This window comes from Nocardia sp. bgisy134, assembly GCF_057708325.1.
This window is the reverse complement of the sequence record NZ_JBYIRW010000001.1, coordinates 827,163-849,750: the sequence shown is the minus strand read 5'-3', so window position 1 is coordinate 849,750 and position 22,588 is coordinate 827,163. Positions and strand designations below refer to the sequence as shown.

Sequence of the window (22,588 nt, the reverse complement as noted above, 5' to 3'; positions counted from 1 at the left end):
TCACACAGAACTGGTGGAGGACCAGTGTGACGGGAGAGATGGAATGAGCGTGCGCAGCTGGCCCCAGGTGCTCGGAACCCTCGCCGACGGTGGCGACCTGGCCGCGGACGACACGGCGTGGGTCATCAACGAGATCTTCACCGACAACGCGACGCAGGCGCAGATCGCGGCCTTCGGCGTCGCGATGAAGATCAAGGGACCGACGCCGGCCGAGCTCTCCGGCATGGCGTCCGGCATGCTCTCGCACGCCCGCCTCGTGCACATCGACGGCGACGCGGTCGACATCGTCGGCACCGGCGGCGACCGGTCCGGCTCGGTGAACATCTCCACCATGTCCTCGGTCGTGGTGGCCGCGTCGGGCGTTCCTGTGGTCAAGCACGGCAATCGGGCGGCCTCGTCCAAGAGCGGCGGCGCCGACGTGCTGGAGGCGCTCGGCGTGCGGCTCACCCTCGGCCCCGAGTCGGTGGCGCAGTGCGTCCGCGAGGTCGGGATCGGATTCTGCTTCGCGCCGCTGTTCCACCCGGCCCTGCGCTTCGCCGGCCCGGCGCGCAAGGAAATCGGCATCCCGACCGTCTTCAACGTGCTCGGCCCGCTGACCAACCCCGCGCAGCCACGGGCCGGGCTGGTGGGTTGCGCCTTCCCCGAACTGCTTCCGGTGATCGCGGGCGTGTTCGCCGAGCGCGGGGCCAGCGCCCTCGTGGTGCGCGGCAACGACGGTCTCGACGAGATCACCACCTCCGATACCACCGACGCCTGGGTGGTATCGGGCGGCCGTCAGCGCCGGATCACCATCGATCCGACCCGCCTCGGCATCCCGCGCGTCGAGCTGGACGCGCTGCGCGGTGGTGACGCGGAGGTCAACGCCGGTGTCGCGCGGTCGGTGTTCGCGGGCGCGGCGGGTCCGGTGCGCGACGCGGTGCTGGTGAACTCGGCCGCCGCGATCGTCGCCTACGACCTGTCGCGCGGGGTCGGCGATCCCGAGGCCGACGTGCACGACGCGCTGGCCGCGGGCATCGAGCGCGCGGCGGCGGCGATCGACGGTGGTCAGGCGGCGGCGCTGCTGGACAGCTGGGCCAAGCTTTCGCACACGCTCGGCGATCGGTGAACTTTCGGCGAACGATTGATCGAGCGTCGCCGAATCGCTTCCACACAGGTAACGGATCATTAGACTGGCTCGGCGCGGGATGGATCGGCCGCAGCGATTCGCCCGCCGCAACTGGTCAGCATGTCGCGATTCCCGGCGGCCGCTCGACCGCCGCCGCTGCGCGGCATTCATCCGGCGCGGCACCCTGACACGGGTCGGCGCGCCATTTCCGACACGTGAGGAGCTCACCATGAAGCACGCACTATTCGGAATCGTTGCCGCCTGCACACTGCTCGCCGCGCCGCTTGCGCACGCGGCGGAGGGCGACTTGGTCGTGAACGGGACGGCGATCCAGAACCCGACGGGTTGCGTCCAGATCACCGCGGGCACCGACGAGGTCTCGGTGCAGAACAACACCGACGCCACCGTCATGGTGCACACCGAAGTGGACTGCCAGGGCGAGGTGACGGCCGTGGTCGCGCAGGGCGAATCGGTCACGATCAACGGCGCGTCCATCGCGGTCTCCTGACCGGTCACTCCCCCAGCGAGAAACCGGCTTCCACGTCGGCGCGCGAGTAGGACTTGAACGCGATGTGGGTGGTGGTGCGCAGCACGCCGGGCGTCTTGTCGATCCGGTGCGTCACCACCTCGGCGACCTGCTCGTGATCGCGCACCCGCACGATCGCGATCAGGTCGACATCGCCCGCGCACGAGTACACCTCGGTAACGCCTTCGGTATCGGCGACCGCCTGCGCGGTCTCCGGGATACGGGCATTGTCGGCGTGGATCAGCACGATCGCGTTAATCATGCCGTCAGCCTAGGCGGTCGGCGTAGTCCGCCTCGGCCGATCGGGTCCGCGCTGCCGCGTCGGCCACCTCGGCCCAGCCGAGCCACCGGCCTGCGCCGTGGCGCGGCTCCCGATAGCCCTCCGTGCTGCGCACGATTCGCACGCCCGGCCGCGCCAGCCAGCGGGCGATCAGCCCCGCTTCCTCCGGTGAAGCGCCCCGCAGCGGCGGTGCGTCGACGAGATCGGGGCAGCCGCCGTCGGCGAGGGACGGTGCCTCGGCGATCCCGTCCGGGACGACCGTCTCCGCCGCCGCGACGATCTGTTCCACGATCACCATCGGCGGCGTGCCGCGGCGCGCCACCCCGGATCCCGCGAGGCGGCCGTACCGGATGACGGCGAACTCCCACCCGCCCGCGCCGTCCGGATGCGCGGCGATCAGTTCGGCGATGCGAGCGACGGCCGCGAGCCGCTGGGTGCGTCGCACCGCCCTGATCACCGTGACGGTGCGGTCACGCAATCGCGCGGCGGCCTCGAAATGCTCGGCGCGGGAGTGGCTTTCGATGCGGTCGAGCATGGCGCGCAGGGTGGCGTCGGAATCGCCGTGAAACAGTGCGCGCACCGCGGCGGGAGCCGAGGCGTATTCCTTTGTATCTATAGGGATTCCGGAGGGGGTGGCCGCGGGGCAGCCGCCGACCACCGCGGGCGGGCAGTCGTGGCGGGCGCCGCGCGGCAATCGCGCCGTACAGGTGCGGAGTCCGGCGTGCTCGGCGACGGTGGCCGCGACATCGGCGGCATCCAGTCGAGAGGTGAATGGCCCCAACGCATCCCGAGTCGGTGTGCGGACGATGGCGAAGCGCGGGAACGGCTCGTCGGTCAATGTGAGCCACCATCCGCGCTTGGGGAATTTCGAGCGCCGGTTGTAGGGCGGGGCGTGCGCGACGAGCAACCGCAGTTCGCGCACCCCGGCCTCCAGCGCGTGCGCGCACACCACGTGGTCGACGCGGGTGGCCAGCGCGACCATCTCCTTCATCCGGCCCCTGGTCTCCGAGCCGGTGAAGTAATTGCGCACGCGGCGGCGCAGATTCACCGCTGTGCCGATATAGAGGACCTCGTCGGTGGGGCCGCGGAAGAGGTAGACGCCGGGGGCGGCGGGCAGGTCGGTGGCCAGCACCCGTTTGGCGCGCTGCCCGGAACTCACGCCGGGCAGGTAGTCCATCAGCTCGGTGAGACTGTGCACGCCTTGGTTTCCCACTCTGGCGATGAGCGCGTGCAGCACGTCGACGGTGGCGCGCGCGTCGTCGAGGGCGCGGTGCGTCGGCTGGGTGCTCGCGCCGAACAGCCGGGCCAGCGACGCGAGTCGCACCGAGGGCGCCTCGTCCCTGCCGAGCACCCGCCGGGCCAGTTTCACCGTGCACAGCACCGGCGCCTTGGGCCACTCGGTTTCGCAGCGCGCCGCGGCGGCCCGCAGGAAGGCCATGTCGAAGCGGGCGTTGTGGGCGACGAGCACCGCACCCGCGGCGAACTCGAGGAACCCGGGCAGCACGGACTCGATGCGCGGGGCCGCGTAGACCATGGCGGTGGTGATCCCGGTGACGTGCACGACCGCGGGCGGTATCGCCCTGCCGGGGTTCACCAGCGTCGCGAACTCGCCGAGCACCTCGCCGCCGCACACCTTGACCGCGCCGATCTCGGTAATGGCGTCGCCGTCCGCGCTGGTGCCGGTGGTCTCCAGGTCGACGACCACGAAGGTGGTGTCGTAGAGCGGCGTATCGAGTTCGTCGAAGGCCAGCTGCTTGGCGGCGGCCTGGCGCGGCGCGGGGTCGGGCACGGCGAGCAGCGTAGGGGCCCGGTACGACAACCTCCGGGCACGCGAAACCGTGCGCCATTCGTCCGATTTGTCGCGCGAGGTTTTCGTTGCGATACCCCCGAAATGATCTAGAACACCCAAAAGCGATCCAGATCACATTTCCGCCGCGAATGAATCAGCGCCCGGGCGTGTCCGGTACAGCCGACCTGCCGTGCCAGGCATGCTGCCCCGCTGCCGGACGCACTCTGGTCGCGCGTCCGGTTCGAGGACGCGTCAAGCACCGGCTCGGGTATCTCCACCTGCGCAAATGCCGGTTATGCAGACCTGACATGGACCACATCGCCACCTGGGACAGTTGGGGGTAACGAGGCGGACGCCGACGGGTAACCGGCCGCCGTTATCGTTTCGTGATTGCTGTGAGATACCTCGCAGATATGCGTGGCGAAAATTGTTGAGCGTCGCCATTTCGGATGCCTTGGGCTTTACAAAACACCGTGATGTGTTCGTAATCTTTTCGAGACCTCACGGAGTCCGCCGCACCGAACGGAGCGGCAGCACGCAGTCCGCTGCACCACCGGGTGTGGCGTCGTGGGGCAGATTGGAAGTACCGCATCATGGCGACCAACACCGTCAAGCGACAGGCGCAGCGTGCCGTTGCCGCCGGAGCCGTCGGCGCTGCCACCATCGGCGCCTTCCTCCTTCCCGCCGCCCCCGCGTCGGCTCAGCCGGTGACCATCCCCGGCGTGGGAACGTTCGAGGTTCCGAACGAGATCCCGATCCCGGCCGACGTCCCCGGCGTGCAGCTCGGCACCGTGCCCGGCGCTCCGCTGCCGTTCGTCGCGCCGCAGAAGACCCTCGGCGAGGTCGCGCTCGACGCCGCCATGAGCAAGCTCGGCGCCCCGTACGTGTACGGCGCCGCGGGCCCGAACTCCTTCGACTGCTCCGGCCTCGTGCAGTGGTCCTACCGCCAGGCGGGCATGGAGCTGCCCCGCACCAGCGGCGCCCAGCTGGGCGCAGGCACCGCGATCTCGATCGACAACCTACAGCTCGGCGACCTGGTGTCGTTCTACGGCGGCGGCCACTCGGGCCTGTACGCGGGCGACGGCAACGTCATCCACGCCTCCACCTCCGGCAGCCCGGTGATGATCGCCTCGATGTCATCGATGCCGGTCGCGGGCGCGCGCCGCTTCTGATCGGCCGAATCGAGCCGGGTCGCCGCGCGCGGCCCGGCTCGATTCTTCTCACCGGCCGTGATCGGTTCGTTCTCCACTGGACACCGACAGCCGCCGTTTCGTAACCTAAATGAGACCTACCGGGTTGCAGAGTCGCCTAACCCGTCTCCGTGAGCCGCGTGGGCGACTGCGTCGCTTTCGATTTCACGAGTCGGCATTACGAGAGAACGGGGCACGCCAGTGACAGCTGGTCACCGAAGACTTCGCGCGCATCGTCTGGTGAGCGGGGTGCTGGCGGCCGGAGTACTGGCCGCGGCCCTCCACGCGAGCGGTCCCGCGGGCGCCGACCCCGCGGCGCTGCCGACCACCGCGACCGAAGCGGTGCAGCGGATGGTCGACCTCTCCCGGCAGACCGAGCAGCTGAATCAGCAGTCGCTGACCGTCCAGGCCGAACTCGACGCCAAGCTCGCCGTGCAGCAGGAGGCCGACGCGAAGCTGGCCGCGACCACCGAGGTCGCCGACGCCGCGCGCGCCGAGGTGCGGAAATTCCAGCCGGTCATCGACCGCACGGCGATCGCCGCCTATCAGGGCGCGCGCACCAACCGCATATACGCCGTGCTGGTCAGCGATTCCCCGCAGAAGCTGCTCGATCAGATGTCCACGCTGGACGTGCTCAGCGCGCAGACCACCGATCAGCTGCGCCAGTTCAAGAAGGCCACCGACGCGGCCGAGTCCGCCGAGTCCGCCGCCCGCGCCGCCGCCGACACGGCTCGTAGCGCCGCCCAGAAGGCCGACCAAGCGCGCGCCGATCTGGAACGCAAGCGCAGTGAGCTGGGCGGCGCGGTCGCCCAAGTGGTCGAGGCGTGGGGCGCGCTGTCGAGCAAGGACAAGTCCGCGCTGGCCGGGTCGCCGTTCCCGCCCGGCTTCGATCGCGACACGCTGCTGCAGGGCCTGGTGCCCGGCAGCGGAACCAGCGCGCTGGCCGCCGGACTCACCCGCGTCGGCGATCCGTACGTCTGGGGCGCGACCGGACCGAGCCAGTTCGACTGCTCGGGCCTGGTGCAGTGGGCGTTCAAACAGGTCGGCAAGAACGTGCCGCGCACCAGTTCGGCGCAGGCGTCCTACGGCACACCCGTGGACAAGGACGATCTGCAACCCGGTGACGTGGTGTTCTTCTATTCCGACATCTCCCACGTCGGCATCTACGCGGGCAACGGACTCATGTTGCACGCCTCCACTTTCGGCGTGCCGGTGGCCGTAGCGCCCATGGGGTCGACGCCTTATCACTCCGCTAGGCGATACTGATCCGCTATGGAGGGTTGGCGACGGGCACGCGGCTGGTGCATGGCCAAAGGGCGGTGTCAGTTCGTACTCACCGTCGGAATGGTCACCCTGTTGACAGGCTTGTGCTGCGCATTGGTCATGGCGCCCAAGTGGGCGCTGCCGAAAATCCTCGCCGCCCAAGACACCTCGACCGAGAGCCTGGGCCAAATGCCCGGCGACGACCCGCGACTGGCCGCCGTGCGCCGCACCATCGAACCGTTCGGCCCGATCGAGTCGATCCGCGCCCCCGGCGGTGACGGCGCGGAATCCCTCGTGGTCGGCCATCCCGGCCACCGCGCCGAACTCGAGGTGCTCGCGCGCGAACTGCCCGCCGCCACGGCCGCGATCACCGAGCTGTGGGGTCCGAACTGGGCGCAGTCGGCGCTCGTCGTGGTCGCGGCGAATCCGTCGGAGTTCGCCGCGCTGGTGCGGGCGGGCGGCGAGATGCCCACCGAGGTCGCCGCGGCCTCGGTGGCCGATCCGTTCGTGCGCGGCAGCAAGCCGACCGGTCAGCGGGTGGTCTTCAGCCCCGACGCGGGCCGTCGCCTCTCGCCCGCCGGATTGCGCACGCTGCTGCGCCACGAACTGACCCATATCGCGGCGCGCGCCGAGACCGCCGACGGCGCCCCGCAGTGGATGCTGGAGGGCTTCGCCGAGTACGCCGCGCACCGCGGCCAGGGTCATCCGTTCGCCGACATCGCGCCGACCGTGCACGCGGCGCTGAACGACGGAGCGCTCCCCGACGACCTGCCGCCGGACACCGCGTTCGCGGGCGGCAGTGCCGTCGCGGCCTACGAGCAGGCGTGGTCGGCCTGCGCTTTCGTAGCCGAGAAGTACGACGAATCCCGGCTCGTCGAGCTCTATCGACGCCTCGCCGCGCAACGGCAGGACGCCGCGAGCGAGGATCGCGTCCTGCGCGAGGTGCTCGGCATCGGGCGCGCCGATTTCGTCGCGGACTGGCGCAGCTGGCTCTCGGCCAAGGCCGTGTGATCCGTCCCCACGGAGCCCGACCGGAGCGGCGCCGCGCCGATCCCACCAAGTAGGTTGTCCCCCATGGCCCGAACTCTGCTGGTTACCAATGATTTCCCGCCGCGGCCGGGCGGTATCCAGTCGTATCTCCAGGCGCTCGCCGGACAGCTACCGCCCGACGATCTGGTGGTCTACGCGCCGCGCTGGCGCGGTGACTCGCACCTGAAGTTCGATGCCAAGCAGAAGTTCCAGGTGGTTCGCCATCCCACCACCCTGATGCTGCCGACGCCGCTGGTCCTGCGCCGGGCCGCGCGGCTGCTGCGCGACGAGAAGTGCGACACCGTCTGGTTCGGCGCGGCGGCGCCGCTGGCCCTGCTCTCGCCGCGGCTGCGCAGAGCGGGCGCCGGGCGCATTCTGGCCAGCACGCACGGGCACGAGGTCGGCTGGTCGATGCTGCCCGGCGCGCGACAGGCGCTGAGCGCGATCGGCACGCACACCGACGTCGTCACCTACGTCAGCAAGTACACCCGCGGCCGGTTCGCCTCGGCCTTCGGCGCGGACGCGGCGCTGGAATACCTGCCGCCCGGCGTCGACACCGACATGTTCCGTCCCGACCCCGAGGCGCGCGCCGAGCTACGCAGGCGCTACGAGCTCGGCGACCGCCCGACCATCCTGTGCCTGTCCCGGCTGGTTCCACGTAAAGGCCAGGACGTGCTGATCGCGGCGATGCGCGAGATCCGCGACCGGGTCGACGGCGCGGTGCTGGTGATCGCAGGCGGCGGGCCCTACGAGGACAAGCTGCGCGGTCTCGCCGCCGCGCTCGGTGTCACCGACAGCGTGGTCTTCACCGGCCGGGTGCCCTCGGCCGAGCTCGCCGCGCACCACACCATCGCCGACGTGTTCGCCATGCCGTGCCGCACCCGCGGCGCCGGTCTCGACGTCGAGGGCCTCGGCATCGTGTACCTGGAAGCCTCGGCCAGCGGCGTTCCCGTGGTCGCGGGCCGTTCCGGCGGCGCGCCGGAAACCGTGCTGGAGGGCAAGACCGGCCGGGTGGTGGACGGACGCAAGGTCACCGAGGTCGCCGACGCGCTGGTGGACATCCTCGCCGACCGTGACGCCGCCGCGGCCATGGGCGCCGCGGGCCGCGCCTGGGTGGAGGAGAACTGGCGCTGGGACGCCCTCGGCGCGCGCCTGCGCCACCTCCTCCGCTGAGGGAACCCCGATCAACTACGCTCAGCGGTGTGAGCAGTATTCAGGTCGCGGACCAGACGTTCGTCGCCGCCTCGGGCGCGGCGGTCGCGCAGGTGCTCGAGGGTACCGACAAATGGCGCCAGTGGTGGCCCGACCTCACCCTCGACGTGCGGGAGGACCGCGGCGACAAGGGAATTCGCTGGTCGGTGTCCGGCGCGCTGACGGGGACCATGGAGGTGTGGCTGGAGCCCGCGCTCGACGGGGTCATCCTGCATTACTTCCTGCACTGCGAGCCGCGGGGCGCCGAAGGGATGTCACCGCGCGAGTTGTCGGCCGCCAACCGGGCACGCCGGGTCGCGGGCAAGAACATGTCGTTCGAGATCAAGGCGCGGCTCGAGGCGGGCCGTCCGGCCGGGGTGACGCCCGCCGCGACGACGGCAGGCTGAGCACCGAGGCGGCGCCGCCGCGCCCGCGCGGCCATTCGACACCGAAAGGAATCGTTGACCACCATGGCCGACCGGACCCAGAGGTCGATCCTCATCGAGGCCCCCTCGCAGCGAGTGATGTCCGTCATCGCCGATCTGGAGTCCTACCCGGAGTGGGTCTCGGCGGCGAAGTCCGTCGAGGTGCTGGAGAAGGGCCCCGACGGCCGGGCTCGCACGGCCCGCTTCGTGCTCGACGCGGGCGTCGTCAAGGACACCTACGTGCTGACCTACACCTGGCGCGCCGACGACAAGGCGGTCAGCTGGAAGCTGATCAGCGGTGAGCTGCAGAAGGCGCAGGACGGCACCTACGAACTCATCGAGCAGCCCGACGGCAGCACGCAGGTGATCTACGAGCTCACCGTGGATCTCAACATCCCGATGATCGGCATGTTCAAGCGCAAGGCCGAGAAGGTCATCACCGATACCGCACTGAAGGAACTGAAGAAGCGGGTCGAAGGCTGACCGGGCAGCAGAAGCCCGGCCGGCGCGAGCCGACCAGGCTCGAGCTGTACGTCGGCAAGGGCGGCGTCGGCAAGACCACGCTGGCCTGCGCGACCGCTATGTCCTATGCCCGCGCCGGGCACACCGTCCTGCTGGCCTCCCTCGACCAGGCGCATTCGCTCGGCGACGCGCTCGGTTTCCGTTTCCCGCACGATCCGGGGACGGTGACCGGAATCGCCAGGGTGCTGCCGGGACTCGACGTCATCGAGGTGGATTCGCTGGCGCTGCTGGAGGATCGGTTCCGTGAGGTGACGCGAATGCTGTCCGTGGGCGGCGCGCACACCCACGACCACGGCATCGACCTGGCCGCGCTCGACCCCGCCGAGCTGACCGGCCTGCCCGGCGTGCAGGAACTGCTGATGCTGGTGGAGATCGCGCAGTTCGCCGACGAGAACGACTGGAATGTCATCGTCGTGGACTGCCCGCCCTCGGCGGACATGCTGCGCATCGTCACCGCCCCCGACACCCTGCTCGGTTATCTGGAACGGATCTGGCCTCCGCACGCGCGAGCGATGAGCACCATCGGCACCGATCTGCGGCGGGCGGTGCTCGCGGCGACGGTGGATCGGATCGTCGGCGCCGTCGGCGAGGTGCGCGATCTGCTCGCCGACCACCGCCGCACCGGCACGCGGCTGGTCACCGTCGCCGAACGGGTCGCGCTCGCGGAGTCCGAGCGGGTGCGCTCGGCCGCCGCGCTGCTGGGGCTGCGGCTGGACGCGGTGATCGTCAACAAGGTGCTGCCGCCGATGCCGGAACCGTCCGGTCCGCCCGAGGCCGTCCATCCCGCCGTGCACTGGTATCACAACCGGCGCGCGGAGCAGTTCGACGTGATCGAGGGGCTTCGAAAGGCCATGCGCGACATCCCGGTGCTGATCGCCCAGCACACGGGCACGGAGCCGGTGGGTCTCGGTTCGCTCCAAGCGCTTTCCTACGCGGTCGATTCCGGCGCGTCAGACGCGGGAACGGCATTTATGCTGGGCGACAATCCAGCGGAGGTTCACGCACGTTCCGGTGAACCGGTGGTTCGATTGGAATCGGGCACGGGTCTGCATTCGGTGTACGCGATGCGGATGCACCTGCCCGTCGTCGATCCGGCGACGTTGCGACTGGGACGAGTGGAGGACGATTTGATCGTGGGTGCGGACGGGGTGCGGCGCCGGGTGCGCTTGGCGCCGGTGTTGCGGCGGTGTGCGGTCGACGACGCCGAACTCGACAGCGGCTACCTGGTCGTGCGTTTCCGCCCGGATCCGGACGTATGGCCGCTGACGCCAGAGGGTCGCTGAGATGGAGCACGGGATGTCGGCCTCGCCCGGCGACGGGATCGGCGAATTCGCCGAGGAACTGAAGCTGCTCGCGGAGGCGGTGCTCGAACGCGTCGAACCGGTGCTGCGGCGCAGCGCGGCGCAGGGTCAGCCGGACTGGCCTGCGTGCAGCTGGTGCCCGGTGTGCGCGGCCGCCGCGCTGGTGCGCGGCGAGCACCACGACGTGGTCGCGGCGATCGCGGATCACGGCACCGCGATCGTCACGGTGCTGCGCGAGGCGCTGGCCGGGGTGCCGGTCGATCCGCTGCTGCCCACCGACGATCTGGAAACCGATGTGCGGCACCGGCATCCGGGGTCCGGTGGCGCGCAGCATCGGACCGCCGATGCGGCGAGGTCGCGTGACGGACACGGCGGCTCGCGCACGGCCGACCGGCACGATGCCGGGGCTGGGCCGGGTGGTCGTGGTGCGTCCCGCTCCGATGACCGGCACGGCAATCCGGCCCGTTCGACCGATCGGCACACCGCCGCTCGCTCGGGTGTCCGGAGCCAGGACGAGGACCACGCCGGTCACCAGCGCGGAGACGGCTCCCGCTCCGACCACAGGTCGCGGCGCACCGACGCCGGACGCCCGGCCGATGAGCGCACCGGCGCCGCGCCCTCAGCCGACAAGCGCGCCGACGCCACACGCCCAGCCAACCAGCGCACCGGCTCTGCGCGCTCGAACGACCAGCGCACCGACGCCGCACGCCCGGCCGACCAGCGCACCGACGCCGCACGCCCGGCCGACCAGTACACCGGCACCGCACGCCCGGAGGATCAGCACACCGCGGCGTCCGACGCGCCGGAGCAGCCCAGGCACTCCCGCTTCATGGGCAAGCGGCCCGGGTACGTCGGTATCCCCGTGACGATCAAGGCATGACACACCCGGTGGCAGATGCGCTCCCGCTGACCGTCGGTATCGACGTCGGCGGCACCAACATTCGCGCCTCGGTGGTGGACGGCGACGGCGAGGTGCTCGACACCGTGCAGTCGCCGACACCGCACAGCGAGCGCGCCCTGGAGGACGCCCTCGACCGTGCCGTGCGGGAACTGCGCCGCCGCCACCCGATCGGCGCCGTCGGTCTCGCCGTCGCGGGCTTCATCAGCGGCGACCGGTCCACCGTGCGGTTCGCCCCGCACCTGCCGTGGAAAGACGCGCCCGTCGCGGCGCGGCTCACCGAGCGTCTCGACCTCCCGGTGATCCTCGAGCACGACGCCAACGCCGCCGTGTGGGCCGAGTACCGGTTCGGCGCGGCGGCGGGCGGGCACAACGTGGTGCTCGTCGCGATCGGCACCGGCGTCGGCGCGGCGCTGCTCATCGAGGGCACGCTCTACCGGGGCACGCACGGCGTCGCACCGGAACTCGGCCATCTGCAAGTGGTCCCGCACGGCCGGGTCTGCCCGTGCGGCAAACACGGCTGCTGGGAAAGGTATTGCAGCGGAACCGCGCTCGCCGAGACCGCGATCGAGCTGCTGGCCACCGACCCCGGCCGCTCGACGGTGCTGGCCAGAGAGGTGTCCCGCGATCCCGGTTCGCTCACCGGCAGGCGGGTGGCGGGCGCCGCCCAGGACGGCGACCCCGTCGCGCTCGCCGCGATGGCCGACTTCGCGCGCTGGCTCGGGCTCGGGCTGGCGTTCGTCAGCGACATCTTCGACCCCGATCTCGTCGTCATCGCGGGCGGCGTGAGCAGTTCGGCTCCGCTGTTCCTCGACGACGCGCGCGAGGAGTACGCCCGCGCCGTCACGGGCGCAGGACACCGGCCGCTGGCCCGCATCCGCACCACCCAGCTCGGTGAGGCGGCGGGCATGATCGGCGCCGCCGAACTGGCGCGCGCCGTGCTCGCGGAGCCGGGGCGGCGCTCGTCGCGGGTCGCGCGCAGCGGGCGCTGACGCGTCCGCGCGCACGGGCACATCCGTTCGAATAAGGCCGTCGCGGAGGGGCCTTCGGGACCTGCGACGATCCGATTGTGGTGAGATACACCGCTGCAATTGGATGTGATCTAGAACCAGCGGTAAAGTCGGCAACTGACGCAGGTTGCCCGCTACTATCCCGGTCCCGGGGGAAGGACGTCATGTTCTACTGGCTGCTGAAGTTCGTGCTGCTGGGACCGTTCATTCATCTCTACAATCGGCCCACGGTCGAAGGCGTGGAGAACATCCCGGCGGACGGGCCGGCCATCATGGCGGGTAATCACCTCTCCTTCGCCGACTGGCTGTTCGCCCCGCTGACCAGCCCGCGGCGCATCAACTACCTGGCCAAGGCCGAATACTTCAACACCCCCGGTCTCAAGGGGCGTCTGCAGAAGTTCTTCTTCAGCGGCACCGGCCAGTACCCGATCGACCGCAGCGGCGCCGACGCCGCCGAGGACGCGCTGAACGCCGCGCGCAAGCTGCTCGACGAGAACCGCTTGGTCGGCCTCTACCCCGAGGGCACCCGCTCCCCCGACGGCCGCCTCTACAAGGGCAAGACCGGCCTGGCCCGCCTCGCGCTCGAGACCGGCGTGCCCGTCATCCCCGTCGCGGTCATCGGCACCAACGAGGTCTCCCCGCCCGGCCCCTTCAAGTGGCGCCGCCGCAAGGTCACCATCAAGTTCGGCGCGCCGATCGACTTCTCCCGCTACGAGGGCATGGGCGGCAACCGCTTCGTCGAACGCGCCGTCACCGACGAGGTCATGTACGAGCTCATGCGACTGGGCGGCCAGGAATACGTCGACGTCTACGCCCACAGCCTCAAGGGCGTCCCCTCCGGCTCGAAGCCCGACGCCGCCCGCATCCCCGACACCGCGGCCAGCTGATTCTTCCCAGAACGGCCCCGGGACCACCAAAGGTCCCGGGGCCGTTCTCGTTTCCGCGACGGTATCGTTGCCCCGGTGCCGGTGCGTGCGAAGCTGTGCGGAATCAGGTCCGAGAGCGATCTGCGGATCGCGATCGCGGCGGGCGCCGACGCGGTCGGATTCATCGCGGGCGTCACCCACGTCAGCGAGGACGCGCTCGACGCCGACCGGGCCGCCTGGCTCGCCGGGCAGACGCCGCCGTTCGTCACCAGGGTTCTGGTCACCCATCTCGAGAGCGCCGCGGCAATCCTCGAGCTCGCCGAACGCGTCGGCGTGGACGCCGTTCAGATCCACGGCCTAGTGACCGCCGAGACCGTTCGGCAGGTCCGCTCGGCCTCGGTCCACCGGATCATCCGGGCCGTGCACGTCACCGGTCCCGAGGCCGTGGACGCCGCCCGCGCGGCCGCGGCGGATTGCGATGCGGTCCTGCTCGATTCGCGCACGGACGACCGCCTCGGCGGCACCGGCCGCACCCACGACTGGTCCGTGAGCGCCGCCATCGTCGACGACCTGCGCCTGCTCGGCCGCCCCGTCATCCTCGCGGGCGGCCTGAACGCGGCCAATGTCGCCGACGCCATCCGCACGGTCCGCCCCTTCGCCGTCGACGTCAACAGCGGAGTCGAACACCCCTCCGGCGACAAATCCCCCGAAGCCTGCGCCGACTTCGTCACCACCGCCCACCGCGCCTGACCCGCACAGGCCTCGCAACGGCGTCGGGCCCTGCGAGACCTACGACGCGAGACCGCCGATGACGTTGATCACACGGTAAGCGAACGCCAAGGTGTTGATAGGGCTGGGCGGGGAGACTGCGGGCATGTTCAAGAAGTTGTTGGCGGCGGCAGGGGTCGGCGGGGCCGAGGTCGAGACCGAGTTGTTCACTCCGGGGGTGCAGCCCGGTGGGACGGTCGAGGGCGTCGTGCGGCTGCGCGGCGGGAAGGTCGGGCAGGACATCGCGCACATCGCGGTGGAATTCGTGACCAGGGCCGAGCAGGAGTACGAGGACCACGAAGCCGTGCGCGACATCGCGTTCGGGCGCACCGGGGTGCACGGTCCGCTGCACCTGCCGCCCGGCGCCGTGCTGGATTTTCGCTTCGCGGCGCGCGCGCCGATGGAAACGCCGATCACGTTCTACAACGGCAGGCACCTGCCGGGCACGGTGGTCTCGCTGCGCACGATCGTCGAGATCCACGGCGCGGTCGACGCCGCCGACACCGACCCGATCGGGGTCGGCGCGCTGCCCGCCCAGCACGTGCTGCTGGAGGCTGTGGAGCGCTTGGGTTTTCACTTGCGCAGCGCCGACGTGGAGGCGGGCCGGGTGCACAACACGCCCCAGACGTTGCCGTTCTATCAGGAGATCGAGTTCGCGGGCTCACCGCACTACCCGCGGCTGAACCAGCTGGAGGTCACCTTCGTCGCCACCGAGACCGGCATGAGCGTGGTGCTGGAGGCGGACAAGCGCGGCGGCTGGATCTCCGAGGGCCGCGACGTCTTCGACGCGCTGTGGGTCGACTACCAGCGCCTCGGCGGCGTCGACTGGGCGGGCGAACTGCATCATCGCCTGGCGCGGCTCGCGCACTGAGCCCGCGTTGGTAGCCTTGTCACGCACAACGTCGACGCGGGACCACGGGTAGGGGTGGTCTGCTCGGCGTGCGAGTGAGGTGAGCATGGTCCGCCGCGACACCGGTGGTCGAATTCTGAAGCTGCCCAGGCGTGTCGACGCCGAGCCCGCCGGCGATCCGCCGACGGGCCGGCTCGCCCGCACCACGAAGCTGGCCGGACTACCGGTGGCGTTCGCGGGCAGGCGGGTCGCGGGCGCGGGCAAACGCATGCTCGGCCGTCCCGCGGACGAGGTGAACCGCGAGATCCAAGCCCGGACCGCCCAGCACCTGTTCGACGTGCTCGGCGAGCTCAAGGGCTGCGTGGCCAAGCTCGGGCAGCTGATGTCGCTGTACGAGCTCGCGCTGCCCGCGGATTTCGCCACGCCGTACCGCGACGCGCTCAACCAGTTGCAGGATTCGGCGCCCGCCATGCTGCCCCCGATGGTGCATTCGGCGCTGGCTGCCCAGCTCGGCCCGCACTGGCGGACGTTGTTTCTGGAGTTCGAGGACCGGCACGCGGCGGCGGCCTCCGTCGGCCAGGTGCACCGCGCGGTATGGCGCGACGGCCGCCGGGTGGCCGTGAAGGTCATGTATCCCGGCGCGCGCGAGGCTGTGCTCAGCGATTTGCAGGCGCTGCGCCAGATCGCTCCCCTGTTCACCGCGCTGCTGCCCGGCGCGGATTCCCGCGCGGTGATCGAGGCGCTGTGTGCCTACATCGGCGAGGAACTCGACTACGAGATCGAGGCCGCGCATCAGCGCAGCTTCGCCGCCGCCTACGCCGACGACCCCGATTTCGTGGTGCCCGGAGTGGTGGCGCAGCAGGGCGACGTGCTGATCACCGAATGGCTGGACGGCGTCTCGCTGTCGCGGATGCTCGTGCAGGGCGCGCCGTTCGATCGCGACCGGATCGGGTTGCTCGTCCTGCGCTTCCTGCTGTCCGGCCCGACGAAAGCCGGTTTGCTGTACGGCGATCCGCATCCGGGCAATTTCCGCATCATGCCCGACGGCAGGCTCGGGATCGTCGATTTCGGCGCGTGCGCGCCGTTCCCGCCCGGCTACCTCGACGCGCTGACCGATATCGCCCAGGCGATCCTGACCGACGACCCGACCGATCTGGAGGCGGCGATCCGTCGGCGCGGCTACGTCGGGCCCGATCGCGCGCTGGACAGTCACACGGTGCTCGAGCAGCTGGCGCCGATGCGTGATGCCATGCTCGACCCGACCTTCCGCCTGACCACCGAGTGGTTGCGCAAACGCGTCTCGGCGACAGTGGATCTGAGCCTGTCCAACGTGATCCGGCAGCTGACCATGCCCGCCGAGCACACCCCGATGCTGCGGACGTTCCTTGCGGGTGTGAGCGTGATGTCGCAGCTCCAGCCGGAACTGCCGCTGCGCACCGAATGCACCCGCTGGTTCCCCGACGTGATCGCCGCGCTCGGACTCGACGACGCGGGTTCGCCATGGCCGCCGGACAATCCGACCGAACCGCTGCGCCGCCTGAACCCCGCCCAACCGAGCGCCCGGCTCACACTCGCGCCGAAGGCCGCCGACTCCCTGGCGCGCGACCACGCAACCGAACCCAATGCGCAACGGGCCATCACCAGCGATGCGCCGACGACGAACCGACCGGCCGAACCCGGCCACTGAACCCCACCACGTAGCCGAGCGCACGACCCGGATACCAGCACGAGCCCAATCGACCGCAAAGCCGAGACGCGCAGCCGAATCCGGCACGTGACGGCCGCGCGGCAGCCCGGTCCTGAAGCGACCGTCGGCCGCGCGGGCCGGTTGCGGCCATCGGCGCGCTCGCAAGTCGTGCGCCCAGGTTCGGCGGCGGAGGTTCCACGTGCGGCTCCAGAGCTGGATCGCCATCCCGGTGAGCGCATCGCCGCGAGGACCGTCTCACCGGGATGCCGCGGGCGGTCCGGTCAATTGGTCGGACCGACAGCGGCCGTTCACGCGGCGTTGACGTGACTGCGTGAGGGTGGCGACCATGGCACACAGCGGTCCGGCACTGGGCATCTCCCGGCGCACCCTGCTGCGCACGTCCGCGCTCGGTCTGGTGGCCGGGCCCGCGCTTGCCGCCTGCGGCGCCGACGACGGACCCGTCCTGGTCCGGCAGCGGCCGAACCTCACGCACGGCGTCGCGGTCGGCGACCCGCGCTCCGACGGCGCGCTGATCTGGGCTCGCTCGGACCGGCCCGCGACGCTGATCGTGGAGACCGCCGCCACCGAATCCTTCACCGACGCGCGCCGTTTCACCGGTCCGCTGCTCACGCCCGACGCGGACGGCACGGGACGGGTCCGCGTCGCCGGACTGCCCTCGGGCTCGGTGGTGCACTACCGCGTCACCCTCGAAGCCGAGGACGGCGCCACCTCCGAGCCGCTGACCGGCGTGTTCCGCACTGCGCCGACCGGTCCGGCCGACATCAAGCTCCAGTGGTCGGGCGACGTCGCGGGGCAGGGTTACGGGATCAATCCCGATCTGGGCGGGATGCGGATCTTCTCGACCATGGCCGCCCGGGACCCGCACCTATTCCTGCACTCCGGCGACGTCGTCTACGCCGACGGCCCGCTCCAAGAGTCGGTCACCCTGCCTGACGGCCGGATCTGGCGCAACACCGTCACCGAGGCCAAGAGCGCGGTCGCCCAGACGCTCGACCAGTTCCGCGGCCAGTACGCCTACAACCTGTCCGACCGGAACTATCGCGGGTTCAATGCCGTGGTGGCGCAACTGGTTCAGTGGGACGACCACGAGACGGTCAACAACTGGTACCCCGGCGGCACCGTCGCCGCGGACAAGGGCTACACCGAGCGCAGCATGGACACCCTCGCCACTCGCGCATGGCAGGCGTTCCACGAGTGGATGCCCCTCGACCCGAAGGAGGCCGTCGACGGCAGGCTGTACCGCAAGGTCTCGTACGGCCCGCTGCTGGACGTGTTCGTCCTCGACATGCGCACCTACAAGGACGCCAACGGCGCCAACACCGCGCCCGAGGGCAGGATCTTCGGTGCGGCACAGACGAAATGGCTGATCGACGGCCTGCGCGAGTCACGGGCCACCTGGAAGATCGTCGCCAACGACCTGCCGCTCGGCGTGGTGGTCCCGGACGGCAAGACCGCCTTCGAGGGTCCGGCCAACGGCGCGCCCGGTGCGCCCTCGGGCCGCGAATCCGAGATCGCGCAGGTGCTTTCGGCGATCAAAGCGAACCGGGTCACCGGCGTGCTGTGGCTGACCGCCGACGTGCACTACACCGCGGCGCACCGCTACTCCCCCGAGCGCGCGGCGTTCACCGATTTCGACGAGTTCTGGGAGTTCGTCTCCGGACCGCTCAACGCAGGCGCCTTCGGCCCCAACCAGCTCGACCCCACGTTCGGTCCCGAGGCGGTCTTCGTGCACGCGCCGCCCGCGCCGAACACCTCGCCGCTGGACGGCGCCTATCAGCATTTCGGCGAGGTCCGCATCGATGGCCGCACCGCGGAACTCACGGTGGATCTGTGCGACGCGACGGGCGCGGTGTTGTTCAGTCAGCGCCTGCCCGCGCCGGGCCGTTGAGCGGGAATCGAGAGCCGGTGCGCGGCGTGCTCGCCGAGGCGGCCGGCCGCGCGTCCACGCCCCTGGTCACGGGGGCGGGCGACATCGGCATCGTCGCAGGTCACAAGGGGTTGTCCGGGTGCGGGTAAAGAGCCTCCGACTTCGGGTACGCACCGAGCGCCAGACTGTGGTTAGCTACCGTGCCATGAGCACGCCGCAGACTGTCTCCGCCGAAGAATATCTACCCCGTGACACCGCGGATGTCGTTCGCACCGTGCGGAATTCACGGGGTCGCGCGGAGCGCCTCACGGTCCGCGGCGGCGAGCCGATCGAAGACAGCCTGACACTGCCCGATCAGCGCACCGTGGTCTCGCTGCGCCGGATGAACTCGGTGCTCGACATCAACCTCGGCCGTCGCACCGTCCGCGTGCAGGCAGGCGCCAAGCTCTCCGACATCGATCGCCGCCTCGGCGCGCACGGACTCGGCCTGCCCGTCGTCGGCGACCACCGTGACATCACCGCGGGCGGCTTCGCCTCGGTCGGCGGCGTGAGCAGCGCCTCGCACCGGTACGGCCTGTTCATCGATCAGATCGTGGATCTGGAATACGTCGACCCGGACGGGCGCATCGGCACCTGCGGGCGCAACCACCACACGGAGCGGTTCCACCGCATCCTCGGCGCGGGCGGGCGCGCGGGCATCATCACCGCGCTCACCCTGGACGCCGTCGACATCGACAAGGACCACACCTGGCTCACCACCGACGCCGACCGGTTCCTCGATTTCGACTCCTTCGTCGAGCACGCGCACACGGAGATCGCGAACCCCGGTAACGCGGCGTTGCAGGTCGGCCGCTGGGTCGACACCGCGCCGCTGAAGGTGGCGCGACCGGTCGGCACCGGCCACGTGCAGCTCGGCACCGTTCGATTCGGTCAGTGGTCCAGCCTCTACCCCACGACGCCGACCCGTTCGCTGCGGGCCCGCCGCGAGGTCGGCACCCGCACCCGGAAGTCGTTGGGCGCCATCGCCTCGCACGCGGGCGGCAAGGCGGGCATGCCGGTGCGCAACGCCGCGGCGGGCGCGCTGATGTTCGCTCCCAAGGTGCTCACGCTGCGCGACGCGGAATACCTCGCCGACACGGTGATCAGCTCCTCGGAGCGTGGACCCGCCTACCGCGTGGGCATTTTCGCGCCGCTGTCGACCTACGCCTCGGTGTTCTACCGGCTACACGACCTGTTCTCCGGACACCGGGAGCGCACCGGCTGCTTCACCGTCATCTCCGCGATGACCTACGGCGTGCGCTCCAGCTACCTGCGTGACGAGGCCGCCGCGCGCAGCCTGCCCGCCGAGGACCACGGCCTGATCACCTTCACCTGCCGGTTGCGTCCGTCCGCGCTGCCCTCGGAGCTGCTGCGCGACATCGTCGCCGGAATCGATGAGATCTGCGCGTCCGAACACGCCATGCGCTACGAGTCGGCCGATTAAACTGTGTCGCGCCGCGGTCACTGGGTGATAGCTGTCACCCGGCGGCCGTGGCCGATTCGGCACTGTCGGCGGGGTGTCGATGGGTCAGTTCAGCATGTCATCCGATGCGAAGGCTGTATCGATGCTCGAATTCCGCCCTGCCCCGGCCCGTTTCGTCGAACGCAAGCTGCGCGCACCGCGCGCCGACCTGCCCGACGCCCAATCCCTCGCTGACCAACGGATTCTCGTCACCGACGCCTGCTCCGACGTCGGCCGCGCCACCGCCGCGCTGCTCGCGGAGCACGGCGCCGAGTTGCTCCTGGTCGCCCGGCGCGGTGATCAGCTCATCGCCGCCTGCGAGGCGATCGTCGCCGCGGGAGGCCGGGCGCACTGGTTCCGCTGCGATCTGTCCGCGCTCGGCGACGTCGACCAGCTGGTCACCTGGGTGCTCGCGGAGTTCGGCGCCGTCGACGTCCTGATCAACAACGCGGGCCGCCCGGTACGCCGCCCCGTCGCGCAATCGCTCGACCGTTTCCGCGACTACCAGCGCATGATGGCCGCCAACTACTTCGGGCCGCTGCGACTGACCCTCGGACTGCTCCCGGCGATGATCCGCTCCGGCTCCGGCCACGTCGTGAATGTCGGCCCCGCGCACCACAACACCGCCGCGGCCGCCCGTTTCGCCTCCTACGCGAGCTCTCAGGCGGCGTGGACCACCTTCGCCGAGTGCGCCGAGGCCGAGCTGGGACCGAGCGGCGTCCACGTCACCGCGATCGACTATCCGGCACTGCACACCGACGACCCGGACTTCGCCGACGAATACGAGCGAGATCCGGCCGAGGCCGCCCGCGCCGTGGCAGCCGCCCTCACCGACCGAGACGACGCGCACCCGCGGTTCGCCCGCAGGCTGCGCGAACTGGCGGGCGCCGCGCCGCGCTCCACCACGCGCCTGCGCCACGCGTTCGGATTCTGACGCACCCCGGAAACGGCGAAGCGCCCCACCGGTTTCCGGCGGGGCGCTTCGTGTGTGGTCTCAGTGCTTCTCGGGGCCGAGGTGGTACTCGAACACCAGGCCCGCCGCCGCGGCGAGCACGCACAGCACGCCGACGCCGATCAGCCACGGCTCGAAGAAGGCCAGGCCCAGCGCGGTGACCGAACCAGCGGCCGCCAGGGTGATGGGCCAGAAGCTACCCGGCGAGAAGAAGCCGAGGTCACCGGTGCCGTCCACGATCTCGGCGTCCTCGAAGTCCTCCGGACGCAGGTCGAGACGACGAGCGACGAACCGGAAGTAGGTACCGATGATCAGCGACAGGCCCGCGGTCAGCACGATCGCGGTGGTGCCCGCCCACTCGACGCCGGTGCGCGACTGGGCGGTGAAGAACCCGTACACGATGCCGACGATGATGAAGAACACCGTCAGCAGTTCGAAAATGCGCGCTTCGATCTTCATGTCAGATCAGTCCTCACTTGGTCTCGGGCGCGGCCGCGCTCTTGACCGTGCGGTCGGTGTTGAACGGCCGGGTGGAGGTGGCGACGGGGGACTCACCGATCGCCTCGAGTGCCTCGGCGTTGGTCTTGCCCGCCCGACGCGCGTCGAGGTACTGGGTGAACTTCTCCGGCGAGACGGCGCGGACCTCGAAGTTCATCATCGAGTGGAAGGTACCGCACATCTCGGCACAGCGGCCGACGAACGCGCCTTCCTTCTCGATCTTGGTGATCTGGAAGACGTTGTCCGAGTGGTTTTCCTTCGGGTTCGGCATCACGTCGCGCTTGAACAGGAACTCCGGCACCCAGAAGGCGTGGATCACGTCGGCGGCGGCGAGCTGGAACTCGATGACCTTGCCGGTCGGCAGCACCAGGACCGGGATCTCGTTGCTGGATCCGACGGTCTCGACCGTGTCGTAGTGCAGGTAGGAGAGGATGTCGTTCTCCGGCTTGCCGTGCACCGGGCCAGGCTGCGGGTGACCGTCCTTGGTCCGCTCCTCGTACTCCTCCAGCTGGGCCTGCGCGGCCTCCTCGCGGGCGGAGTCGATGCCGTTGAACTGGTAGCCGTTCTTGAAGTCGACCTCGCGGTAGCCGAACTTCCAGTTCCACTGGAAGGCGGTCACGTCGACCGTCACGTCCGGGTTGTCCACCTTCTCGTGGACGTAGTTCTGCACCACCACGGTGAAGTAGAACAGCACCGCGATGATGACGAACGGGATCGCCGTGTAGGTCAGCTCCAGCGGCACGTTGTAACCGGTCTGCCGCGGGAATTCCGGGGAGTCCTTCTTCTTGCGGTGGAACGCGACGGTCCAGAAGGTCAGACCCCAGACCAGCACACCCATCACCAGCGCGGCGATGACCGACCAGGTCCACAGCTCCCGCATCCGGGTGGCCTGCGGCGTGATACCCGAGGGCCAGCCGAACCGCAGCCAAACATTGTCGATCGAGCAGCCCGAGACGAGCACCGCGGTGATCCCCAAGGACACCGCCAGCCCGGCCCGCCGAAGGACGCGGCCCTGCCGACCCTTCACGGGTCGTGCCCCGATCTCTTCG

General features: G+C 70.4%; 22 protein-coding genes. 18 read left to right on the top strand and 4 right to left on the bottom strand.

The window, feature by feature from the left end:
- Positions 1–43 precede the first annotated feature (43 nt).
- Positions 44–1,105: an anthranilate phosphoribosyltransferase gene (gene trpD / locus AC3ERS_RS03795; protein ID WP_431963458.1), complete on the top strand. Its 1,062-nt coding sequence runs from the start codon at positions 44–46 to the stop codon at positions 1,103–1,105.
- 229 nt (positions 1,106–1,334) lie between these two features.
- Complete coding sequence (locus AC3ERS_RS03790; RefSeq protein ID WP_431963456.1) at positions 1,335–1,613, top strand: hypothetical protein; 279 nt, start codon at positions 1,335–1,337, stop codon at positions 1,611–1,613.
- 4 nt (positions 1,614–1,617) lie between these two features.
- Here the strand turns inward: AC3ERS_RS03790 and AC3ERS_RS03785 are convergent, their stop codons facing one another.
- Together AC3ERS_RS03785 and AC3ERS_RS03780 are read right to left on the bottom strand one after the other, a co-directional pair.
- A complete protein-coding gene (locus tag AC3ERS_RS03785) occupies positions 1,618–1,893 on the bottom strand; it encodes an Lrp/AsnC family transcriptional regulator (protein WP_431963455.1) in 276 nt (91 codons plus the stop codon).
- Between the two features lie 4 nt (positions 1,894–1,897).
- Positions 1,898–3,700 (bottom strand): DEDD exonuclease domain-containing protein, encoded by a 1,803-nt coding sequence (locus AC3ERS_RS03780; RefSeq protein ID WP_431963454.1) that lies wholly within the window; start codon positions 3,698–3,700, stop codon positions 1,898–1,900.
- A gap of 593 nt (positions 3,701–4,293) precedes the next feature.
- On the opposite strand from AC3ERS_RS03780, the gene AC3ERS_RS03775 reads away from it, so the two are divergent.
- The 16 genes from AC3ERS_RS03775 (at position 4,294) to AC3ERS_RS03700 (ending at position 21,023) form a co-directional block, all read left to right on the top strand.
- Positions 4,294–4,872: a C40 family peptidase gene (locus tag AC3ERS_RS03775; protein ID WP_431963452.1), complete on the top strand. Its 579-nt coding sequence runs from the start codon at positions 4,294–4,296 to the stop codon at positions 4,870–4,872.
- Positions 4,873–5,130: 258 nt separating this feature from the next.
- The gene (locus AC3ERS_RS03770) at positions 5,131–6,156 is read left to right on the top strand and encodes an NlpC/P60 family protein (protein WP_431963450.1); all 1,026 of its coding nucleotides are present in this window, start codon (positions 5,131–5,133) and stop codon (positions 6,154–6,156) included.
- 117 nt (positions 6,157–6,273) lie between these two features.
- Positions 6,274–7,164 (top strand): hypothetical protein, encoded by an 891-nt coding sequence (locus tag AC3ERS_RS03765; RefSeq protein WP_431963448.1) that lies wholly within the window; start codon positions 6,274–6,276, stop codon positions 7,162–7,164.
- A gap of 63 nt (positions 7,165–7,227) precedes the next feature.
- On the top strand, positions 7,228–8,355 hold the full coding sequence (locus AC3ERS_RS03760; RefSeq protein ID WP_431963446.1) for a glycosyltransferase family 4 protein: 1,128 nt from the start codon (positions 7,228–7,230) through the stop codon (positions 8,353–8,355).
- A 29-nt stretch (positions 8,356–8,384) separates the two neighbouring features.
- On the top strand, positions 8,385–8,780 hold the full coding sequence (locus AC3ERS_RS03755) for a polyketide cyclase / dehydrase and lipid transport (RefSeq protein WP_431963444.1): 396 nt from the start codon (positions 8,385–8,387) through the stop codon (positions 8,778–8,780).
- Positions 8,781–8,843: 63 nt separating this feature from the next.
- Positions 8,844–9,281 carry an SRPBCC family protein gene (locus AC3ERS_RS03750; protein ID WP_431963442.1) on the top strand — a complete coding sequence of 146 codons (438 nt, stop codon included), beginning with the start codon at positions 8,844–8,846 and terminating at the stop codon, positions 9,279–9,281.
- Positions 9,278–10,603, top strand: coding sequence for an ArsA family ATPase (locus AC3ERS_RS03745; RefSeq protein ID WP_431963598.1), 1,326 nt, complete (start codon positions 9,278–9,280; stop codon positions 10,601–10,603). Before AC3ERS_RS03750 ends, AC3ERS_RS03745 begins: the two co-directional genes overlap by 4 nt.
- Before the next feature lie 13 nt (positions 10,604–10,616).
- Entirely contained in the window at positions 10,617–11,501 is an 885-nt protein-coding gene (locus tag AC3ERS_RS03740; RefSeq protein ID WP_431963440.1) for a hypothetical protein, read from the top strand.
- Entirely contained in the window at positions 11,498–12,511 is a 1,014-nt protein-coding gene (locus AC3ERS_RS03735; protein WP_431963438.1) for an ROK family protein, read from the top strand. Before AC3ERS_RS03740 ends, AC3ERS_RS03735 begins: the two co-directional genes overlap by 4 nt.
- A 182-nt stretch (positions 12,512–12,693) precedes the next feature.
- The gene (locus AC3ERS_RS03730) at positions 12,694–13,416 is read left to right on the top strand and encodes a lysophospholipid acyltransferase family protein (protein ID WP_431963436.1); all 723 of its coding nucleotides are present in this window, start codon (positions 12,694–12,696) and stop codon (positions 13,414–13,416) included.
- A gap of 75 nt (positions 13,417–13,491) precedes the next feature.
- A complete protein-coding gene (locus AC3ERS_RS03725) occupies positions 13,492–14,145 on the top strand; it encodes a phosphoribosylanthranilate isomerase (protein ID WP_431963434.1) in 654 nt (217 codons plus the stop codon).
- A gap of 124 nt (positions 14,146–14,269) precedes the next feature.
- Entirely contained in the window at positions 14,270–15,034 is a 765-nt protein-coding gene (locus AC3ERS_RS03720) for a sporulation protein (RefSeq protein WP_431963432.1), read from the top strand.
- 85 nt (positions 15,035–15,119) lie between these two features.
- Positions 15,120–16,700, top strand: coding sequence for an ABC1 kinase family protein (locus AC3ERS_RS03715; RefSeq protein ID WP_431963430.1), 1,581 nt, complete (start codon positions 15,120–15,122; stop codon positions 16,698–16,700).
- A 346-nt stretch (positions 16,701–17,046) separates the two neighbouring features.
- The gene (locus AC3ERS_RS03710; protein ID WP_431963428.1) at positions 17,047–18,609 is read left to right on the top strand and encodes an alkaline phosphatase D family protein; all 1,563 of its coding nucleotides are present in this window, start codon (positions 17,047–17,049) and stop codon (positions 18,607–18,609) included.
- 184 nt (positions 18,610–18,793) lie between these two features.
- The gene (locus AC3ERS_RS03705) at positions 18,794–20,071 is read left to right on the top strand and encodes an FAD-binding oxidoreductase (RefSeq protein WP_431963426.1); all 1,278 of its coding nucleotides are present in this window, start codon (positions 18,794–18,796) and stop codon (positions 20,069–20,071) included.
- Between the two features lie 121 nt (positions 20,072–20,192).
- The gene (locus AC3ERS_RS03700) at positions 20,193–21,023 is read left to right on the top strand and encodes an SDR family NAD(P)-dependent oxidoreductase (protein WP_431963424.1); all 831 of its coding nucleotides are present in this window, start codon (positions 20,193–20,195) and stop codon (positions 21,021–21,023) included.
- 60 nt (positions 21,024–21,083) lie between these two features.
- Here the strand turns inward: AC3ERS_RS03700 and AC3ERS_RS03695 are convergent, their stop codons facing one another.
- Together AC3ERS_RS03695 and ctaC are read right to left on the bottom strand one after the other, a co-directional pair.
- Entirely contained in the window at positions 21,084–21,500 is a 417-nt protein-coding gene (locus AC3ERS_RS03695) for a cytochrome c oxidase subunit 4 (RefSeq protein WP_431963422.1), read from the bottom strand.
- Between the two features lie 13 nt (positions 21,501–21,513).
- Positions 21,514–22,566, bottom strand: a complete 1,053-nt coding sequence (ctaC, locus tag AC3ERS_RS03690; RefSeq protein ID WP_431963596.1) for an aa3-type cytochrome oxidase subunit II — start codon at positions 22,564–22,566, stop codon at positions 21,514–21,516.
- Positions 22,567–22,588: the final 22 nt, after the last annotated feature.